General features: G+C 63.9%; 18 protein-coding genes and 2 pseudogenes. 7 read left to right on the top strand and 13 right to left on the bottom strand.

The genetic code is table 11. The features are described 5' to 3' along the window. Window positions 1–133: 133 nt before the first annotated feature. Window positions 134–317 (top strand): annotated as a pseudogene (locus tag CP958_RS26845) (hypothetical protein); the annotation flags it as partial. A 30-nt stretch (window positions 318–347) separates the two neighbouring features. Here CP958_RS26845 and CP958_RS04715 read toward each other — a convergent pair. The 7 genes from CP958_RS04715 to CP958_RS04685 all read right to left on the bottom strand — a co-directional run bounded on the left by CP958_RS04715 (window position 348) and on the right by CP958_RS04685 (window position 10664). After that, entirely contained in the window at window positions 348–1778 is a 1431-nt protein-coding gene (locus CP958_RS04715; protein ID WP_096700836.1) for an efflux transporter outer membrane subunit, read from the bottom strand. Further along, window positions 1771–4929, bottom strand: a complete 3159-nt coding sequence (locus tag CP958_RS04710) for an efflux RND transporter permease subunit (protein ID WP_096700835.1) — start codon at window positions 4927–4929, stop codon at window positions 1771–1773. The genes CP958_RS04715 and CP958_RS04710 overlap by 8 nt, the downstream gene beginning before the upstream one ends. 55 nt (window positions 4930–4984) lie before the next feature. Beyond that, on the bottom strand, window positions 4985–6193 hold the full coding sequence (locus CP958_RS04705) for an efflux RND transporter periplasmic adaptor subunit (protein ID WP_096700834.1): 1209 nt from the start codon (window positions 6191–6193) through the stop codon (window positions 4985–4987). Between the two features lie 183 nt (window positions 6194–6376). Then, entirely contained in the window at window positions 6377–7000 is a 624-nt protein-coding gene (locus CP958_RS04700) for a TetR/AcrR family transcriptional regulator (RefSeq protein ID WP_096700833.1), read from the bottom strand. A gap of 101 nt (window positions 7001–7101) precedes the next feature. Then, complete coding sequence (locus tag CP958_RS04695; RefSeq protein WP_096700832.1) at window positions 7102–7938, bottom strand: alpha/beta hydrolase; 837 nt, start codon at window positions 7936–7938, stop codon at window positions 7102–7104. Between the two features lie 2 nt (window positions 7939–7940). Further along, window positions 7941–9245 (bottom strand): autotransporter outer membrane beta-barrel domain-containing protein, encoded by a 1305-nt coding sequence (locus CP958_RS04690; protein WP_096700831.1) that lies wholly within the window; start codon window positions 9243–9245, stop codon window positions 7941–7943. Window positions 9246–9332: 87 nt separating this feature from the next. Then, window positions 9333–10664 carry a hypothetical protein gene (locus tag CP958_RS04685; RefSeq protein ID WP_141400413.1) on the bottom strand — a complete coding sequence of 444 codons (1332 nt, stop codon included), beginning with the start codon at window positions 10662–10664 and terminating at the stop codon, window positions 9333–9335. Window positions 10665–10823: 159 nt separating this feature from the next. Between CP958_RS04685 and CP958_RS04680 the strand changes: the two genes are divergently transcribed. Continuing rightward, complete coding sequence (locus tag CP958_RS04680; RefSeq protein WP_096700829.1) at window positions 10824–11057, top strand: helix-turn-helix domain-containing protein; 234 nt, start codon at window positions 10824–10826, stop codon at window positions 11055–11057. 11 nt (window positions 11058–11068) lie between these two features. Here CP958_RS04680 and CP958_RS04675 read toward each other — a convergent pair whose 3' ends face one another. The 4 genes from CP958_RS04675 to CP958_RS04660 all read right to left on the bottom strand — a co-directional run bounded on the left by CP958_RS04675 (window position 11069) and on the right by CP958_RS04660 (window position 13293). Beyond that, entirely contained in the window at window positions 11069–11296 is a 228-nt protein-coding gene (locus CP958_RS04675) for a helix-turn-helix transcriptional regulator (protein ID WP_096700828.1), read from the bottom strand. 129 nt (window positions 11297–11425) lie between these two features. After that, complete coding sequence (locus CP958_RS04670; RefSeq protein ID WP_096700827.1) at window positions 11426–12172, bottom strand: LuxR family transcriptional regulator; 747 nt, start codon at window positions 12170–12172, stop codon at window positions 11426–11428. Between the two features lie 12 nt (window positions 12173–12184). Further along, window positions 12185–12931: a LuxR family transcriptional regulator gene (locus CP958_RS04665; protein WP_141400412.1), complete on the bottom strand. Its 747-nt coding sequence runs from the start codon at window positions 12929–12931 to the stop codon at window positions 12185–12187. Then, on the bottom strand, window positions 12928–13293 hold the full coding sequence (locus CP958_RS04660; protein WP_141400361.1) for an MFS transporter: 366 nt from the start codon (window positions 13291–13293) through the stop codon (window positions 12928–12930). The genes CP958_RS04665 and CP958_RS04660 overlap by 4 nt, the downstream gene beginning before the upstream one ends. 73 nt (window positions 13294–13366) lie before the next feature. Here CP958_RS04660 and CP958_RS27305 point away from each other — a divergent pair. After that, window positions 13367–13594: pseudogene (locus CP958_RS27305) on the top strand (transposase); the annotation flags it as partial. A 176-nt stretch (window positions 13595–13770) separates the two neighbouring features. Beyond that, window positions 13771–14076, top strand: coding sequence for a transposase (locus tag CP958_RS27300; protein WP_277948861.1), 306 nt, complete (start codon window positions 13771–13773; stop codon window positions 14074–14076). Here CP958_RS27300 and CP958_RS04650 read toward each other — a convergent pair. Beyond that, window positions 14069–14896: an MFS transporter gene (locus CP958_RS04650; protein WP_170958836.1), complete on the bottom strand. Its 828-nt coding sequence runs from the start codon at window positions 14894–14896 to the stop codon at window positions 14069–14071. The genes CP958_RS27300 and CP958_RS04650 overlap by 8 nt on opposite strands. A 314-nt stretch (window positions 14897–15210) precedes the next feature. Beyond that, window positions 15211–15918, bottom strand: coding sequence for a response regulator transcription factor (locus tag CP958_RS04645; RefSeq protein ID WP_170958835.1), 708 nt, complete (start codon window positions 15916–15918; stop codon window positions 15211–15213). 540 nt (window positions 15919–16458) lie between these two features. Here CP958_RS04645 and CP958_RS04640 point away from each other — a divergent pair. From CP958_RS04640 to CP958_RS04630, 3 genes are read left to right on the top strand one after another with little or no spacing between them, the layout of a single operon-like run. Beyond that, a complete protein-coding gene (locus CP958_RS04640; protein WP_096700822.1) occupies window positions 16459–16776 on the top strand; it encodes an STAS domain-containing protein in 318 nt (105 codons plus the stop codon). Window positions 16777–16779: 3 nt separating this feature from the next. Next, complete coding sequence (locus CP958_RS04635) at window positions 16780–17145, top strand: response regulator (RefSeq protein WP_096700821.1); 366 nt, start codon at window positions 16780–16782, stop codon at window positions 17143–17145. Continuing rightward, on the top strand, window positions 17142–19127 hold the full coding sequence (locus tag CP958_RS04630; protein ID WP_096700820.1) for a chemotaxis protein CheA: 1986 nt from the start codon (window positions 17142–17144) through the stop codon (window positions 19125–19127). The genes CP958_RS04635 and CP958_RS04630 overlap by 4 nt, the downstream gene beginning before the upstream one ends.

Raw genomic sequence — 19127 nt, 5'->3', positions numbered from 1 at the left:
TCTGGCCGCCCGCGGGCGAACCGGCGCCCAAGGTCCAAACCTCGGCGTTTCAAAAGTCGAAGGCTTTAGGGGGGGCGATGATTTCGCCCCGCTCGCCGGGACTCGATCCGGGCGGCCCCGGGGAGGGGGCATGGACCGTCGAGTCGATTGGCATTACGTCGCGCTGGACGAAAACGGCTTCGCCGAGAGCTTCGGCGGCGCCACCCCGGCGGAAGGTTGCCGCACGATCACGAACGCGATGTTGGCCGGAGCATGCCCCGGCCAATATCGCCATCACTGCCCATTTCGGGCATCAAACCGAAACGAGACCCAGCCTCTGGGCAGGGGAACGGGTCGTCATGGACCCTCTACCTGCCGTCGGCGCGATCATTCCAGCCGCCGCCGGCCGCGGCATAGATGGCGACCAGATTCCGGCGGAGGCCGGTGTCGGAGGAGGCCTGAGCCGCTTCGGCGTCCAACAGGTCGCGTTCCGCCACCAGGACGTCGAGCAGACCGGTATAGCCGTTGGTGTATTGGGTGTGCGCCAGTTCCGAGGCGCGGCGGTTCTGGGCTACGCCGGTGGTCAGCGCGATGTTGCGGCCGGCTTCGTGGCCATAGCGTGACAGCGCGTTCTCCATGTCCTCCAGCGCTTCCAGCACACTGCGCTGATAGGCCAGGAAGGCCTGACGCTGGCGGGCGTCGGCGGCGTCGATCTGGGATTCGATGCGGCCGAAATTGAGGATTGGCTGGACCAGGCTCAGGCCGATGCCCCAGGGCGTGGCGTTGAGCGGGGTGGCGGTCTGGGCGCCGAAAAGGGCGGCCAGCGAGATGTTGGGGAACAGTTCGGCGGTGGCGGCGTCCTTGGCCGACAGGCTGGCGGCGAAGCGGCGCTCGGCGGCGCGCACGTCGGGCCGGGCCGCCAGCACCTTGGCCGGGGCGGCGATGACGATGCCGGAATCCAGCGGCTGGATCGGCGACAGGGTCGCCAATAGGGTATCGCGGCCGCCGGGTGGGCGGCCCAGCAGTACGGCCAGGCGGTTCAGGGCCACGTCGCGGGTGGTCTCCAAGGTCGGAATCAGGGCCTCGGTGGCCGAGACCCGGGCGCCGGCCCGCTGTACGTCGAAATCGCTGGCCAGGGCGCCCTGGCGCTGGGCGCGGATGATCTCCAGGGTGCGGCGTTGGGTGCCCAGGTTCTGCCGGGTCAACTCGATCTGGCGCAGGGAATCGCGCAGGTCGAAATAGGTCCGCGCCACCTCGGCCAGCAGAGCCACCCGCACGCCCTGGCGCGTCGCCTCCTCCGATTGCAGCAGGGCGGAGGCCTCGGCCATGCGGGCTTGGTTGCGGCCGAACAGGTCCAGCTCCCAGGTGGCCTTGAGGTCGATTTCGGCGACACTCACCGCCTTATCACCGGTGGTATAGCCCTGATTGGCGCGCTGGGCGCTGCCTGCGGCGGAAATGTCGGGCAGCAGGCGCGAGCGGGCGAGGCCGCGTGCCGCCTCGGCCTCCTCCACCCGTGCCTTGGCCATGGCCAGGGTCTGGTTGCCGGCCAGGGCCTCGGCCACCAGGGTGTCCAGGGTGGGGTCGCCGAAGCGCCGCCACCAGTTCTGCTCGACCTCGGCGTCGGAGCCTTGGACAAGCGGGGCGGCGGGATCGGCCTTGGCCGGAGCGGACCCGGTCAGGCGGCTCCACAGGGACGGGGTTTCGATCCCGGACTCCTGCGGTCCGACCGGGCTGGTGCAGGCGGCGAGCAGCAGTCCGGCCAGCACCGGGACGAGGGGGGTGAACTTGCGCTCAGACATGGTGGTGCACCTTTTCGGTTCCGGTGACGCGCTTTTCCAGCGCGCGCATGAGGACGTAGAAGACGGGGGTGAGGAACAGGCCGAAGAACGTGACGCCCAGCATGCCGAAGAATACCGCGACGCCCATGGCGTGGCGCATCTCGGCGCCGGCCCCCGAGGACAGCACCAGCGGCACCACCCCCATGATGAAGGCGAAGGAGGTCATCAGGATCGGGCGCAGCCGCAGATGCGCCGCCTCGATGGCGGATTCCACGGTGCCCTTGCCGGCGATCTCCAACTCGCGGGCGAACTCGACGATCAGGATGGCGTTCTTGCAGGCCAGGCCGATCAGCACGAACAGCCCGATCTGGGTGAACATGTTGTTGTCGCCGCCGGTCAGCCAGACGCCGGTGATGGCCGACAGCAGGCACATGGGCACGATCAGGATGATGGCGGCGGGCAGGAACAGGCTTTCGTACTGGGCCGCCAGCACCAGGAAGACCAGCAGCACGCAGATGGGAAACACCAGTATGGCGGTGTTGCCGGCCAGGATCTGCTGATAGGTCAGCTCGGTCCACTCGTAGCCCATGCCCTTGGGCAGGGTCTCGTCCAGGATGCGGATCATGGCCGCCTGGGCCTGACCGGTGGAATAGCCCGGCGCCGGACCGCCATTGACGTCGGCGGAGCGGAAGGCGTTGTAGCGCATGGCGCTGTCGGGGCCGGTGGTCTCCGTCACCCGGACGATGGAGCCCAGCGGCACCATGCGGCCCTCGAAATTGCGGGTCTGCAGCTTCAAGATGTCGTCGGGCCTGGAACGGAACTGGCGGTCGGCCTGGGCGATGACCTGATAGGTACGGCCGAACTTGTTGAAGTCGTTGACGTAGAGCGAGCCCAGGTAGATCTGCATGGCGCTGAACACGTCCTGGACGTCGACGCCCAACTGGGCGGCCTTGGTGCGGTCCAGCTCGGTATAGAGCTGGGGCATGCCGATCTTGTAGCTGGAGAAGACGCGGGCCAGCTCCGGCGTCTGGGCCGCCTTGGCCTGCACCGCCTTCATGGTCTGGTCCAGGGCTTCGTAGCCCTGGTCGGTGCGGTCCTCCACCTGCAGCTTGAAGCCGCCGATGGTGCCCAGCCCCTGGACGGGCGGCGGCGGGAAGATGGCGATGAAGGCGTCCTGCACCCCCAGGTACTTCTTCTGGAGATTTTGGGAGATGGCGAAGCCCGACAACTCGGCCGAGCGACGCTCCTCGAACGGCTTCAGGGTGACGAAGACGATGCCGGCCGAAGGGCTGTTGATGAAACCGTTGATGGAGAGGCCCGGGAAGGCCACGGCGCTTTCCACGCCCGGTTCCTTCAGCGCGATGTCGGACATGGTGCGGATGACGGTCTCGGTGCGCTCCAGGGTGGCGCCGTCGGGCAACTGGGCGAAGCTGACCAGATATTGCTTGTCCTGGGTCGGCACGAAGCCGGGCGGTACCGCCTGGAAGCCCACATAGGTGGCGCCCAGCAGCAGCAGATAGAGCAGCATGGCGGCCGATTTGCGCCCCAGGATGCCGGTGACGCCCCGCCCATAGGCGTGTGAGCCGCCGTGGAAGACCCGGTTGAAGCCAGCGAAGAAGCGCCCGAACACCCGATCCATGCCTCGGGTCAGGGCATCCTTGGGGGCGCCGTGGCCCCGCAGCAGGGTCACCGCCAGCGCCGGCGACAGGGTCAGGGAGTTGAAGGCGGAAATCACCGTGGAAAAGGCGATGGTCAGGGCGAACTGGCGATAGAACTGACCGGTCAGTCCACTGATGAAGGCGATGGGCACGAACACCGCGCACAGCACCAGGGCGATGGCGATGATGGGGCCGGTGACCTCGCCCATGGCCTTGATGGTGGCGTCGCGGGGAGAAAGGCCGTTCTCGATGTTGCGCTCGACGTTCTCCACCACCACGATGGCGTCGTCGACGACGATGCCGATGGCCAGCACCAGCCCGAACAGGGACAGGGCATTGATGGAAAAGCCGAAGACGTGCATCACCGCGAAGGTGCCGATGATGGAGATGGGCACCGCCAGCAGCGGAATGATGGAAGCCCGCCAGGTTTGGAGGAACAGGATCACCACCAGCACCACCAGGGCCACCGCCTCCAGCAGGGTATGGACCACCGCCTCGATGGAGCCGCGCACGAACACGGTGGGGTCGTAGACGATGGCGTAATCCAGGCCTTCGGGAAAATTCTTCTTCAGTTCGGCCATGGTGGCGCGGACCTGATTGGAAATCTCGATGGCGTTAGAGCCCGGCGACTGGAACACCGGAATGGCGACGGCGGGCTTGTTGTCCAGCAGCGAGCGCAGGCCGTATTGGGCGGCATCGATCTCGACCCGGGCCACGTCCTTCAGCCGGGTGACCACGCCGCCGTCGCGCTTGATGATGATCTCGGCGAACTGGTCGGCATCGGTCAGGCGCCCCTGGGCGTTGATGGGCAACTGCAGCTCGACGCCGTTGCCATAGGGTGGCCCGCCGATCACGCCGGCGGCGACCTGGACGTTCTGGCGGCGGATGGCGGCGACCACCTCGTCGGCGGTCATGGCCCGCTCGGCCACCTTTTCCGGATCGAGCCAGATGCGCATGGCGTAATCGCCCGACCCGAACAGCTGGACGCTGCCCACGCCCTGAATCTTCGCCAGCTGATCCTTGACGTTGAGCAGGGCGTAATTGCGCAGGTACAGCATGTCGTAGCGTTCGTTGGGCGAGGTCAGATGCACCACCATGGTCAGATCGGGCGAGCTTTTGACCGTGGTGACGCCCAACTGGCGGGTGACCTCGGGCAGGCGGGGCAGGGCCTGGTTGACCCGATTCTGCACCAACTGGGTGGCGAGATCGGGGTCGGTACCGATCTTGAAGCTGATGGTCAGCGTCATGGTGCCGTCGCTGGCCGCCTGGGAGAACATGTAGAGCATGTTCTCGACGCCGTTGACCTGCTCTTCCAGCGGCGTCGCCACGGTCTGGGCGATGACCTTGGGGTTGGCGCCGGGGAACTGGGCCTTGACGATCACCGAGGGCGGCACGACCTCGGGGTATTCCGAGATGGGCAGCAGGACCATGGAGATCAGGCCAGCCAGCAGGATGACGGTGGAGATCACCCCGGCGAAAATGGGGCGGTCGATGAAGAATTTGGACAAAGTCATGGCGTGGCCTTCTCGCGACGAGGGCGGCAAAAGCGGGAAGCGGGGATGCGGCGGCTCAGTTGGCGGCGATATCGCGTCCGTTGGCGCCCAGCGAGGCCTCCTGAACGGTGACCGGCATGTTGGGGCGGATGTGCTGCAGCCCGTCGACGATCACCTTCTCGCCGGCCTTGAGTCCGCTCAGGACGATGCGGCTTGCCTCCACCTGCGGCCCCAGCCCGACCTCGCGATAGGCGACCTTGCCGTCGTCGCCGACCACATAGACGAACTTCTTGCTCTGGTCGTTGCCGATGGCGCGCTCCTGTACCAGCAGGGCCGGCTCGTCGCCGCCGCTGGCCACCTTGACCGAGACGAACATGCCCGGCATCAGGGCGCCGTCCCGGTTGTCGAAGCGGGCGCGGGCCCTGATGGTCCCCGACGCGGTGTCGATGCGGTTGTCGAAGCTTTGAATGGTGCCGAGATAGGGATGGGACTCGTCGCCGCGCACGGTGATCTGGACCGGGATGCGGCGCTCCTTGTCGCGGGAGCCGTCCTGGGCGCGGATGCCCTTCATGTAGGTTTGCTCGTCCACCTCGAAATCGGCATAGATGCCGTCATTGGAGACGATGGAGGTCAGCAGCGGCGCGCCGGGGCCGGCCTGCACCACGTTGCCCAGCGTGATCTCGGCGCGGCTGACCCGCCCGGCGATGGGTGCCTTGACGTAGGCGTGGTCCATGTTGATGCGGGCCTGCTTCAGTTCGGCCTCGGCGGCCAGCACCGAGGAGTGGGCCACCTTGTCGGCATTGGCGCGTTCGTCATAGAGGCGTTGGGCGATGGCCTCGGTCTTGATCAGGTTGACGGCCCGGTCAAGCTCGGTGCGGGCGAAGACGGCATTGGTCCGGGCGGTGGCCAGATTGGCCTCGGCCTTGGCCAGGGCGGCTTCGAAGGGGGCGGGATCGATCACGAACAGCACGTCGCCGGCCTTGACCGTCTGGCCGTCGGCGATGCGCACCTGGGTGAGGCGGCCGCTGACCTCGGGCCGGATCTCGGCGAAGTCCACCGCCCGCATGCGGCCCGAGAACGACGACCAGACCTGGACATTGCGCGGTGTCATGGTCTGCACGGTCACGGGAACCGCCTGGGCGGCCGCGGCCTGGGCCGGCTGGCCGGGAGCGCCCCTAAGCAGCACCGAGCCGCCGCCCAGGGCGGCCAGGGCGACGGTGGCGAGAAGGAGGGCTCTGCCCTTTCCGAAGAAGCGGCCCTTGGCGAAACGGGGGGAAGCGGTCATGGAAAACTCCTTCGATGTCTATGACCGGCAGGCCAGGAGGCATAATACCCTAGTATTTGACCGGTCAGTCTAGTCGATGATCCAAAAAATACCGCCCTCGGGCGGCGTGGGGCGCGGCGGCCCCCGTCCAACTCTTCCGGGCGGCATGGTGCCCGGTCGGCAAAGCAATGGCAAAACGGTACGCTAGGCGGCAGAAACGGCCTTATCCTGAATACCCAGCAGTCCCAGCAGGCCCGGCCTCAGATCGCGTTTGAGCAGGTCCAGATCGTTCTGAATCCGGGCCAGGGTCATCTGCCCCAGAAGATAGGCGAAAATCTCGTGGGCCTTGGCCTTGACGTCGGTGTCGGGGGGCAGGGTTCCCTCGGCCACCATGTCGCGCAGGGCGTTTTCGTAATAGCGCTTCTTACGGCTCGCCAATTCCTCGAACTTGATGCGGATGCGCTCCTCCAAACCCGCCATCTCGCATCCCAGCGAGGTGTCGGAACAGCCGCAGACCCGGCCGTATTTCTCCAAGGTCTCGGTCTGCTTTTCGATCACCACCTCCATCATGCGCTCGAACCGCCGGAGCGGCGGGGTGTCGGGCGAGAAGATGGTGTCGTAGAGCGGCTTGACCTCGTGGTAGGAGTGCTCCATGGCGGCCACGGCCAGATCCACCTTGGACGGGAAGAAGTGGTAGAAGCTGCCCTTCTTCACTCCGGCGGCCTTGCAGATGTCATCGACGCTGACCGAGCCGTAGCTGCTCATCCAGATCAGTGCCAGTGCGGTATCGATCAAAATCTGCTTGGTGTCGGGCGACGGGCGGCCCATGGAGAAACGTCCCAGAAAATCAAATCTCATTCAGGGTAGTATGTGCTTGACTGATCGGTCAAGAGCTTTTCGTCGACCCGGGCCGGCCGGGGCAGAGTCTCTCAGGACGGCATACAGGTTGGAAGGATGTTGACCAATGTGGTCCATCGCTCTTTCCATCCGGTCTCGTGGGAAGCACCGGCAACCACTTTTGTGGCAATGCAGGGGGACGGAGCGGCGCCCCGGAAGCGTTCGGCGATGGCGGGCGGCACCACCGTATCGGCGGCGCCGCTGTAATGGATTTGCGGTGTTTTCGCCACTTGACCTGCCATGTCGATGGCATTGAGGGAGCCGGAAAGCGGCGAGACCTTGGCGAGCCGGTTGACCTCGGCGTGATCCAGGTTGCCGGCGACGGTTCGGATGGTCGCCACGTCCTGGCGGTTCGCCGCCACCAGCACAGCGACCGCACCGCCGCCGGAATACCCGACGAGGTTGATCTTCTGCCCCGGCACCCGGGCGGCGATTTGACTCACTGCCTGTCCCATGGAAGCGATCACCTCTGGAGCGAAGCGTTTGCCCGTCCAATAGGGAATATCACAGGCGGGATTCTTGGCTCTGGCGGTGAACTGGCACGGACGGGCCAGATAGACCACGTTGGGCGACGGATCAAGGGCGGCCAGTTGCAGCCCCAGCGCCTCGCGCGGCGTGGGGTCCTGTGACGGCTCGGTCCGTGATAGCCAGGCCAGCCCGTCGCCCTCGACATAGATGGTGACGGGCCGTCCCGGATCGCGGATGCGGGCAAAGGTGGTCAGGACGAATAGATCGGTCTTGATGATCATCCGCTGCATGCCGGCCGGCCCGGCGATGGCATCCGCGTTGGCGTCACGGTCCAGGGTGGCGCACCCGCTCAGCGCCGCCAGAGCGAGCACAACGAGGAAAGAGACCGTCCGCCGCCTCATGCTCAGAACTCCATCCTGGCCTGGAGCGACCCGGTGTGGCTGACATAGCGGTCACTGAGGCCCGCGTCGTACTTGGCCGACAGGGTGGTGTTGCGCACCGAGGCCAGGTCGACGCCAAGCCCCAGGGTGAAGGACTCGCTGGCCGCATCGGTGCCGGTATTGGTGAAGGACGAGCCGCCGTCCACATAGGCCGAGGTCTGGTCGTGGGCCTTGGTGTTGAACTCGTGGCTCCAGACGGCCCGCGCGTTGGGCCTGACGTTCCATTCGCGCCACTGGGCGATGGTGGCCGACGCCTTGGCGCCCAGGCTGGACTTGATGGAATCGGTGTTGGACGAGCCGACGGTCAGCGCGGCGGCGGCGTCCTTCTCGGTGTAGCCGTCCTGGCGCAGGTGGTTGTAGGCAAGGCCGGCCAGCGGGGTCAGGGTGACGCCCGCCCCCACGGCGAAGGGCACGCCCAGTTCGGCCTTAGCGCCGTACTGGTTGCCGCCATAGGACGACTTGGCGGTTTGCCGCGCGGCACCGGCGATGTTGATGACGCGGGTGCCGTCATAGCTGTGATGGCCGTAGGTCACCGCCCCATCCAGGTACCAGCGTGGCGCCGTATAGGTGCCGTACAGGCTGCCGATATAGGAATTGATGGTCTGGCCCGAACCCTCGCGCGCACCGGCGTCATCGACGCCGGTGCGGGCATAGGCGAAGGACAGGCCGAGGCGCAGCGGTTCGGCCACCTTGGCGTCGGCCCCGAAGGCCAGTCCATAGGTGTCGGCGGTATAGCCGTCGATCCCCAAGCGGCGATCCTGGGTGGCGACCGAGCCGAAGGCCTGGGTCCACACGCCGAGGCCGCGCAGCATTTCGCCCGAGGAAACACCCGTGCCGCCGCCGGTCTCGGCCGAGGCGGAGCGCACGCTGTCGGTGCGCACCGAGATGGTGTTGACCGCCTGGCCCACCGCCCCCAGCGCCGCCTGGGCGGTGGCGCCGTTGGCCGAGGGGCGCAACTGGGCACCGGCCTTCTCGATCTCGGCGGCGGAGGTCAGGTTGTTGACGGCTTGGGATAGCGCCGTCATGGCCGCGTTGCCACCAGAATACGACGCGATGGCGGCAACACCAGCACCATTGGTGCCGCTGGCGGCGCCAGCGGCGTTCTGATGGTCGGCGGTGATGACGATGTTGTTTGAGCCGTTTACCATGCTGACACCGTCGGTATCGGCCTGTCCCGTGCCGGTTACCTGGCTGATCGTCCAACGATAGCCGCCGGAATTGATGACGCTGAGGCTATTCGAAGCCGTGCGCCCCGGAATATCTTGCATAATCACGTATTGCGAGCCAGTCGTCACCGCTCCAACGACGGTAGGAACAATGATCGGCACATGAACATTGGAGCCGGCGCCGCCATTTTAGGCAAATACCACAATGTAACCGTGCTTTCTGGTATTGGCATTGATGGTGGTTTTGAAATAACCAGCGCCGCTATCAGTCTCTGTGTAGCCAACTGAACTATAATAATGATACTCGATCCGAGATGTATCGAAGTCGAAAGTCATGCCGTTGGAAGAGCTAATACCTCCGGCATAAATCTTGGAATCTTGAGCAAATTTCAGTGTAGCACCGTTGGCTACGGTCAAGGAGTGAATCGGCGTGCCGACGTCGCCAATATCGCCATTCAACGTGACGATGCCTGCGCCCGAATTGCCGACGACCACATTGCCTTCACCGGACTGCAAGGCATAGATGCTGCCGGTTAGGGTGCTGCCCTTATTCAGGTAGACTAAATGGTCGCTGCCGCTGACCACACCCAGTTGGATATCGCCAATGATGGTGCCGTTGTTGGTGATGGAGTTCTCTTGAGTCGAATCGCTCAGCGAGATCGCTGTTTCGTTGCCAGTTGCGCGGATAGTACCATTGTTGACCAGTGTCAGACTGCCGGTCGGTCCGGCATGAATTGCCGTCCTCCCTTCGATGACGCCACCGGAAGCGTTGGTCAGCGAGGCCGTTCCACTCCAATTGTCAACGGCAGATGTCCCATTTCCGATAATGCTGCCGTAATTGGTGATGGTGGCGTTGGAATTCTGATCCCCCATTCCAAGGGCGCCGGTTTGCGAGTTTTGGTTCGAGGCGCTCGTAATAGTCCCACGGTTGACGACCGTCACGTTTGCCGCTTGCAAATAGAGGCCGTTGGCCACGGAAACGCCCGTCCCGTTGGCGGTGAGAGTGGCGTTCGACTCGACGGTCACGCTCGTGTTGGCACCCTCGACCCGGACGCCGTAACTTCCACCGTCGTAGAGGCCGCCGCTTCCCTTCGCGCCAGCGGTCCCGCCCGAAACCGTAGCGCCGGAGCGGACGGTGATCTGGGCATTCTGACCGATCACCATAATGCCAACGCTGCTCCCGCCATCGCCACCGATGGACCCGTTGCCCGCTCCGGCACCACCGTTTCCACCGATACCGCCGGTCACGCTGCCGCTACTCACGGTGAGACTGGCATTGCTGTTGGTGACGAGAATACCAGCGCTGCTGTTGCCGTGGGTGCCGTTCACGGCGGGATCTTCCCCGATGGCGGCGGTTCCGTCAGTGCCGTTGGCCGCATTGAGACCGGTAACAGGGCCGGCAACGGGGGAAGTGGGATTGGTCTGGGCCGCTTCCCAATCCGCCCACGCCCCTCCGGCGCCCATCACGAGAATTGCCAGATGCGATGTTCCGGCCAGCAGGAAACGGTTGAAAGCACGCATGAGAACGATCCCCCCTTGCAAGTCCGCCCCCACACCAGCGGGTGACAAACGACACTATTAGGCAGTTTGTGCGACGATAGGTGGCGAAAAACACCATTTCAAGGATGAAAAACACCATTTGTATTCTTGCATGCGGCGCGGTGCCGCAATCCTGCGGGCATGATTTCCGCCCGCCAGATACGGGCCGCCCGCGCACTGCTGGGCTGGTCCCAGCAAGACCTCGCCGACCGCGCCATCATTTCGGTCAACGCCCTGCGTCGCCTGGAGGGCGAACAGGTCGATCCCCGCCTGTCCACGATTGCCGCCGTGAAGACCGCGCTGGAAAGCGCGGGCATCGACTTCCTGCCCACCAGCGGGACGCAGGGCGAAGGCGTGCGCTTGCGGTTGCCGTAGGGCGCTTGGCATCAGCCCTCTTCTCCGCTCAGCAGATTGTTCCGGATGGCGATGGCGATGGCCTGTTCGCGGGTTGCCGCACCGAGCTTGGCGCGGGCGGAGGTGATCTGCTTTTCCACGGTCTTGGAGGTGGTTCCCATGGCCTCGGCCACGGCATCAACCCGCAACCCCCGGGCCAGATGGAACAGGCATTGCTTTTCCCGGGGAGACAGAGACGGCGTCGAACTGGAATCGGTCATCGCGCTTACATCAAATAAGAGACAGCACGGAAGGTAATGTCCCACCGGCAATGGGGGCAATTGGGGGATTTCCCCCGTGACGCCCGTGGCCGGCGGAAATGGGGGATTATCAAGGGTAACTGTGGGTGATCAGGGGTCGATAAGGCCGAAGATCAGGGCATTGGCCACCGCCTGAGTGGTGGTGACCGCTTTCAGCTTGCGCCGCGCTTCCTTCAGACGCTTCTCCACCTGCTTGTCGGTCAGGCGTAGACGGTCGGCCACCTGCTTTTGTTGCAAACCAGCCGCCAACCACAGCAGGCATTCCCTCTCCTGGGGAGATAGTGGAAACAGCTCACTCACATGGCTGCCGCGCATGGCGGTATCGAATGCGTTGACAATGGCGATGATGGAGGACTGGTGGTTCGCCCATATCCGGTCGAACTCGGGCAGGGTCAGACCATTGGCATGCAGACCGATGGAACTGGCGCCCCAATCGCCGGCGAATCGCATGGGAATGCTGACGCCGGTCAGAATTCCGTAATCCAGGTCCAGGGAGAAGGATTTCCGGGCTGTGGGCGACATGGCCTTGATCAGGGCCATGTCGCTCCACAGCATGGGGGTAATGTCGATGCGGGCGGCGCGAACGTATTCGTCACATTCGAACAGGCCGTTGGATAACTTGTCTTCCAGCCAGGACGGGTCGATGGAATTGAAGATCGGAATGACCTCGCGCTCCGGATCGGGGGCCGCTTCGGTGCCATAGATGGCCTCCCCGATTTCGAAACGCTCAAGTTGCCGATGCAGGCGATACCAAAGATCGTTGCCGTCATGAGCCTTGGTGAAGTCGGCGGCGGCTTCCGTGACGGATTTGGACATGGCGGGCGCTTCTTCACTCATTCAAGCCTCGTGTCACGGATCGATCAGGCCGAAGATCAGGGCATTGGCCACTGCCTGAGTGGTGGTGACCGCTTTCAGCTTGCGCCGCGCTTCCTTCAGCCGCTTCTCCACCTGCTTGTCGGTCAGGCGCAGACGGTCGGCCACCTGCTTTTGTTGTAGGCCAGTCGCCAACCACAGCAGGCATTCCCGTTCCTGGGAGGTGAGGGGGAACAACTCCCCCACATGGTCGCCACGCAGAGCCGTGTCGAAGGCGTTGGCGACAGCCGTCAACGTCATGCCGAATTCGGTCCATATCCGGTCGAACTCGCCCCACGACATGCCGCCGGCATGGAGGCCGATCAGTCCGGCGCCCAAGCCGCCGGCGAATCGCAGGGGAATGCTGACGCCGCAGGTAACGCCTAAATCCCAATCGATATCCAGGGATCGCCTAGCTTCGGGAGAGAGGTCGGGCAGGCGGCTAGTATCGCTCCACATCGTGGGGTTAGTTCCGGCGAAACCGGTCCGCACGAACACATCATGTTCGAGCACTCCTTCGCCGATCTTGGCATCGAGATAGCCGGGAACGAAGGAGTCGAGAATGGTCAGCTTTTTTTCCTTACCCTCGGGCAGGGCGCCAAATCCGTATTGCACGTTGGTGATGGAGCCGGTGTCCAGGTGGCGGCGCAGCCGCGACCAAAGATCGTCCACTCCCGCCGCCTGCCGGAAATCCTCGGCCGCCCCCTGGAGCATGCAGGGAGAGACAATGCTTTTTCCAATCACTGCGCCCTCCGCGCAGGCCGCAGGGCACCCCCCAGAAAAAGGGCGAACAGGAGAGCCGCACTCACCATCAGTCCTTGCGGATTGGCCCAATCCATCGCCATGCCGTGCAGAAGCGGGCCGAACAGATTGCCCAAGGCGTACAGCGTGCCGAAAGCGGCGTTGGCGGCGGCCAGCTCCGTCCCCTTGAAGCGGTCGGCCAACATCGCCAGGCTGATATTGTAGAGGGACCCGGCAAAGCCGCCCCACGCAATCATGACGACCAGCAGGACTTCCGGCGTCTGGACGGTTTGCGGAATGGCCGCCGGGATCACTAGGCTGTAGTGACAATTTAGGATTCCCTTGGCGCCCGAGATGTGATTCAAGACTGATTTTTGGAGGTCGGTCTTGGACGGCGAAGTTCTGCGCGATGATCAGTGGGAGCGGCTGCGGGAGTTTGTGCCCGGAGGCCGGAAGGGAAAGCGTGGCCCGCGTAGCGATGGCCGCCGCTTCTTCGACGCCATCCTGTGGGTGGCACGGTCTGGTGCGCGATGGCGAGATTTGCCGGAGAAGTTTGGCCCCTATCAGACGGCCAAACGCCGCTATTACCGCTGGATCGAGCAGGGCGTCTTCGACCGGATATTCGAGGCTGTGTCGGTTGATCCAGACCTTGAATGGATGATGATCGACGCCACCGTCATCCGAGCCAACGCGCAAGCCGCCGGGGCACGGCGTAAAAGGGGGGACCGCAAGCCCAGCGCATCGACTACGGCGTGGAGTTTGGTTCCGAAGCCGCCCCGAGAACGCCCAAGAGCCTGGGCTTGCCGGTTCGCTTCGAACTTGGCCCCGGCCAGCAGAATGACATGGCACCAGCCTGCGATCTGATCCGGGGATTGAAGGCCGATCAAGTCCTCGCCGACCGCGCCTATGACGCCGACCGATTGCATGACCTCATCCTCGACCAAGGCGGCGAGCCGGTCATTCCGCCGCGCCGCCATCGCAACTACCAGCACGCCTACGATCGGATCGCCTACAAGCAGCGATGGGGCATCGAGGGCTTCTTCGCAAAACTCAAGCAATGGCGCCGCGTCGCAACCCGATACGACAAGATCGCCGCCAATTTCCTGGGCTTCGTAAAGCTCGCCAGCATCATGTTCTGGCTCAAATGACTAAAATGTCACTACAGCCTAGGGCGATAACGGCACACCACACCATGATCCTGGCTTTTCCGAACCTGTCGGCCAGAATGCCGACGGGCGCCGCCATGATCACCTGCCCGCCGACGGCGGCGGCGGCACACCAGGCGGCCCATTGATCGGCCAGACCTGATCTTATGGAATAGACGGGCATCAAGGTGTAGGGGACGGACTCAAACAAGCCGAAGATGAGGACGCCGAACAGCGGGAGGAATGCGCTTCCGCGATGCAAAAGCCAATTTCTGCTGGTCGGAGTCTTGATTTGCGGAGGGCCTCCGCGAATGGTTGCAAAAACCGCCCCCGCGGCAAGGACCAGGGCCGCCATCATCAATACAGGGGGCCAATCTCGCAGGCCCACCATCGGAATGATCGCGGCGCCGGTCATGGCTCCCGCGGCGAAGGCTGTCGCGTAGATCCCGACGTTGCGCGCCCGGTGATTCTCCGGCGAGGCGGCATTGATCCAGTACTCCACCAGGCGGAATACCAGGCCGCAGCCCCCCCCGAACAGGAAGCGCAGCACCATCCATGCTTTCTGCTCCGGAAACAGAGGAAAGGCGCATATCGCCAGGACGGCGACGGCCAGAAGGCCAAGCAGCAACCTCTTGAAATTAAAGTGGCGCAGCGCCCATGGCATCAGCGGCGTACCCAACAGCCAGCCCAAGGCGGGCATGGATGCGTTGATGCCGATGGCAGTCGCCGAGGCCCCCATGCGATTGAGCGACAGGTCAACATAGGCATAAGACGCCCCCACCCCCGCCGCTAACAGGGCGGAAGCGACCGATAGATGCGGCATCTTCAGTTGGCTTGCCGTTCTTGGCATCTTATAGACGGAGATACCCGCACGGAATGGGGGATTTCACCCAGCCGACAATGAATTCTATTCATATGATAGAAGCCTGGATCGGCAATCAAAGGCCGCGTTGTTCGGCTTCGGCAAAACATGTTGGAGGGGGGATTTTGTCGCGAAGTCAATGAGATGGTTGAAATTTGCGACGGTCGAAAACGGCCGTTTCCGCCTCAATGAAATCAGATGGTTATCGGATGGTTTTGGATGACCGGGAGACCGGACATCCATGAAGCCAGCCCCGGCGTGGCAAGCGGCTCCGGTCACTCGACCATGTAGCCTACGTGGCGGACGGTGGCGATCAGCGATTTTCCGGTGGGCGGTGTCTCCAGTTTGCGCCTCAGGGCGGCGATGTGCTGATCGAGGGCTCGGTCGTCCGGATTCCAATTCCGCCCCAGCGCCCGCAAGGACAGCATGTCACGGGTCATCGGGGTGCCGCGATTGTCCAGCAGGGCCGATAGGACCTTGGCCTCCGTCCGGGACAGCGTCACCTGGGCGCCATGCGGCAGCGAGACCTGCCGCGACCGTGGACTGAACCGGAAGCCGGACGCCGTGATGGTCTCGGTCCGTGGCTCCGCCCCCGGTTCCTCGCCCAGGATGGGAGGGTGGATGCGCCTCAGCACGCTGTGAATGCGGGCCAGCAGTTCGCGTGCGAAGAACGGCTTCGACAGGCAGTCGTCCGCCCCCATCTCCAGATAGATGGTCCGGTCGATGGGGTCCGATCGGGAACTAAGGAGGATGAGGCCGGGACGGCGTGGCCGGGATATCAGCCAGCGCGCGACGTCCAGCCCCGAAATATCGCCGAAATTGGTCCCCAACACCACCAGGCTGGGGTTGCGCCGGCCTATTTCCCGCTGCGCTGTTGCTGCGTCGTCAAGAAAGATCGCCTCGAACATTTCGTCGGCAAGGTATCCCGCCATGGTTTGCGCCGTCATGCGGTCATTGTCGGCGAAGACGATCGTATGGTGCATCGTTCCTCCCGTCATGAGGTCAAGCCTTAAGTGAAGATATTATCGATAAAATTCAACCATCGCCCTCTTCATTGTCAGTGAAAATCCTATTGGGATGTAATTGCTGTGTCAATATGAACAAGTAATTGTACGTATGTATCTGCCGTCCCCCTCTCAAACATCTTGATTTCCCCCGTGAATCTCCGGGAGGCCGAAGCAGAATGTAAGAAAATTTACGTATTCATCACATTTCTCAAACTTCAGCCTTCGACTCCCTATCACCATATGGTGCCGCCACCGATCGATGCTCACAAAATACATGTATGACAAAGAGTGGGTAATTGGTGTGGTGATCTTATCGTGTAAAAAACGGCATAATGGCTACAAAGCAAAGGTTGAATCTATTGACGCCTGGCATAAAAATAATAGTCGCCTCTCTGCTAAGGGTGATGTGCAAGGGGCGAGGCTTTGTATAAATGTGAATACTTTGAATGATTTTTTGCATTGCTCTTGACGGCCGTAAATTTTTAAAATCCCATCCAATATCGATTGATATTAATCATGAAGACCCCTTCAGAGGAGGTGGTGCGCATGGTTGTTTCCTTGGCGGCTGCCGTCGACATACGAAATATCGGTGAGCTGGCTGATCGGCTCAAAGGATGCCTCGCCGGGACGATGGACGTGGACGTGGACGCGCAAGCCTTGGTGTCCGGCGATGTGACCCTGGTCCAGGTTCTGGCGGCGGCCGGAAGGACGGCGGCGGAGCGGGGTGTTTCTTTCAGGGTTGTCAACGCCGGCCCGGGTTTGGCGGCTTTGTTCGATCGCTGCGGCATCGATGCCGCCCGGCTGAGCTTCATTCATCGCCAACAGGAAGGGTGACCCATGCCCAAGACAGTGTTGTGTGTCGATGATTCGGCCAGCATGCGCCAGATGGTGCGCCTCGCCCTTACCAGCGACGGCTACGCGGTGGTCGAGGCGGTCGATGGGCGCGATGCCCTCGGCAAGGCCCGGACGATGGTCGCCGATCTCGTGATCACCGACCTCAATATGCCGAACATGGACGGTCTGTCGTTCATCCGGGAGTTACGGGGCGTCAGCGACTACAAGGGCGTTCCCATCATCTTCCTGACCACCGAATCGGACGACGACAAGAAGGGGGAGGCCAAAAGCGCCGGTGCGACGGCCTGGATCACCAAGCCGTTCCAGCCCGAGCGTCTGCTGGCCATCGTCAAGAAGGTCTTGGGATGACCCCCGGGGCTCCCGATCCCGCCGAGACCTTCCGGCAGGAGGCCCAGGACCTGCTGATTCAGCTCGAGGACGTGCTGCTCGACCTGGACGGCAATCCCGGCGACCGCGAGTTGATCGACACCGCCTTCCGCGCGCTGCACACCCTGAAGGGATCGGGGGCGATGTTCGGGTTCGACGACCTCGCCCGGTTCGCCCATACGGTCGAGAACACCTTCGATCGCCTGCGCCGAACCGGCGCCGAGCCCAGCCACGAACTGATCGCCGTCGCCCTGGCCGCCAAGGATTTCATGCGCCAGCTGATTCAATCTCCCGGCGAGGCGGAGGCCGCGATCGGCGACGGGCTAGTCCAGGAACTGCTGCGCCACGGGCCGCCCGCCTCGTTGCCCGAGACGGTCGGTCCATGCGCCGCGGCGCCACGGCCGACGGAGCCGAAGGTGGCTCCCACCGTCTACGACATCGTCTTCTCGCTGCCTCCGGACGCCTTGCTGCGCGGCACCAATCCGCTGCGGTTGCTCGATGAGTTGCGCGACATGGGCGAATGCACGGTCGCCGCCGACCTCGGGCCGGTTCCGGCCATCGACGAGCTTGATCCCGAGCGCAGCTACCTGAAGTGGCGGGTGCGCCTCGTCACCTCCCAGCCGCGCTCGGCCATCGACGAGGTTTTCATGTTCGTGCTCGACGACATGGAACTGTCGGTGACGACCATGGCGCCCGAGGCGGCGGCCTCACCCCCCGAGCCCCACCCGGCGACGGACGCGCACCCCGCCGGCGAACCGCTCTCGAGCCGGGGCATGGCGAAGCGGGACGCGGCGGGGAACGGCATCCGCATTCCCGCCGAACGAATCGACAATCTCATGGACCGGGTCGGCGAACTGGTCATCGCGCAGTCCCGGCTGCGCCAGTTGGCCCAGGGCAGCCTCGATTCGACGCTACGCTCGGTGTCGGAGGATATCGAGCGCCTGTCGTCGGAACTGCGCGTCACCACCATGGGCATCCGCATGGTCCCCATCGGGCAGCTGTTCGCCCGCTTCCGCCGCGTCGTCCACGACCTGTCGCGTGAACTCGGCAAGGACGTGCGGCTGGAGACGTCGGGCGAGGAGACCGAGCTGGACAAGACCGTCATCGAAAGCCTGAACGATCCCCTGGTCCATCTGATCCGCAACGCCATCGACCACGGCCTGGAGACCGCGGCCGAGCGCGAGGCGGCCGGCAAGCCGCGGGCCGGAACGCTCTCGCTTGAAGCCCGCCACGCCGGAGCGCAGGTGCTGATCACCATCCGCGACGACGGCCGGGGGATGAACCGCCAGCGCATTCGCGCCAAGGCGGTGGAGGCGGGGTGGCTGTCGGATGTCGGCGACGTTCCCGACGCCGAGTTGTTCCAGATGATCTTCCGGCCGGGCTTCTCGACCGCCGCGACGGTGACCAACGTTTCCGGGCGCGGCGTCGGCATGGACGTGGTCAAGCGCACCATCGACGGCCTGCACGGCTTCATCGACGTCTCCAGCCCGCCCGGCCGGGGGGCCCAGGTCACCCTGAGGCTGCCGCTGACCCTGGCCATCATCGATGGGCTGCTGGTTCGCGTCGGCCGCGGCCGCTACGTCATTCCCTTGTCGACGGTGGAAGAATGCGTCGAGTTGTCCGAGGCCGACAATCTGCGCTCGACCGGCCGCTCCTTCCTCAACATCCGGGACGAGCTGGTTCCCTTCCTGCGCCTGCGCGACCTGTTCAAGGTCCAAGGCCCCGCCGACCCCTATCCCAAGGTGGTGATCGTCACGGCCGGCGACCAGCGGGTCGGGCTGGTGGTCGACCAGATCATCGGCGACCACCAGACGGTCATCAAATCCCTGTCCAAGCTGCATGCGGACGTTGCCGCCTTCTCCGGCGCCACCATTCTCGGCGACGGCACGGTGGCCTTGATCCTGGACGTGGTCAACCTGATCGCGGCCGGCCGCATCCAGGAGATGCGGATGAAGGCATCCTAG

The sequence above is a fragment of the Magnetospirillum sp. 15-1 genome (assembly GCF_900184795.1).
Taxonomy (GTDB): Bacteria; Pseudomonadota; Alphaproteobacteria; order Rhodospirillales; family Magnetospirillaceae; genus Phaeospirillum.
This window is presented reverse-complemented; position numbering and strand designations above follow the sequence as displayed.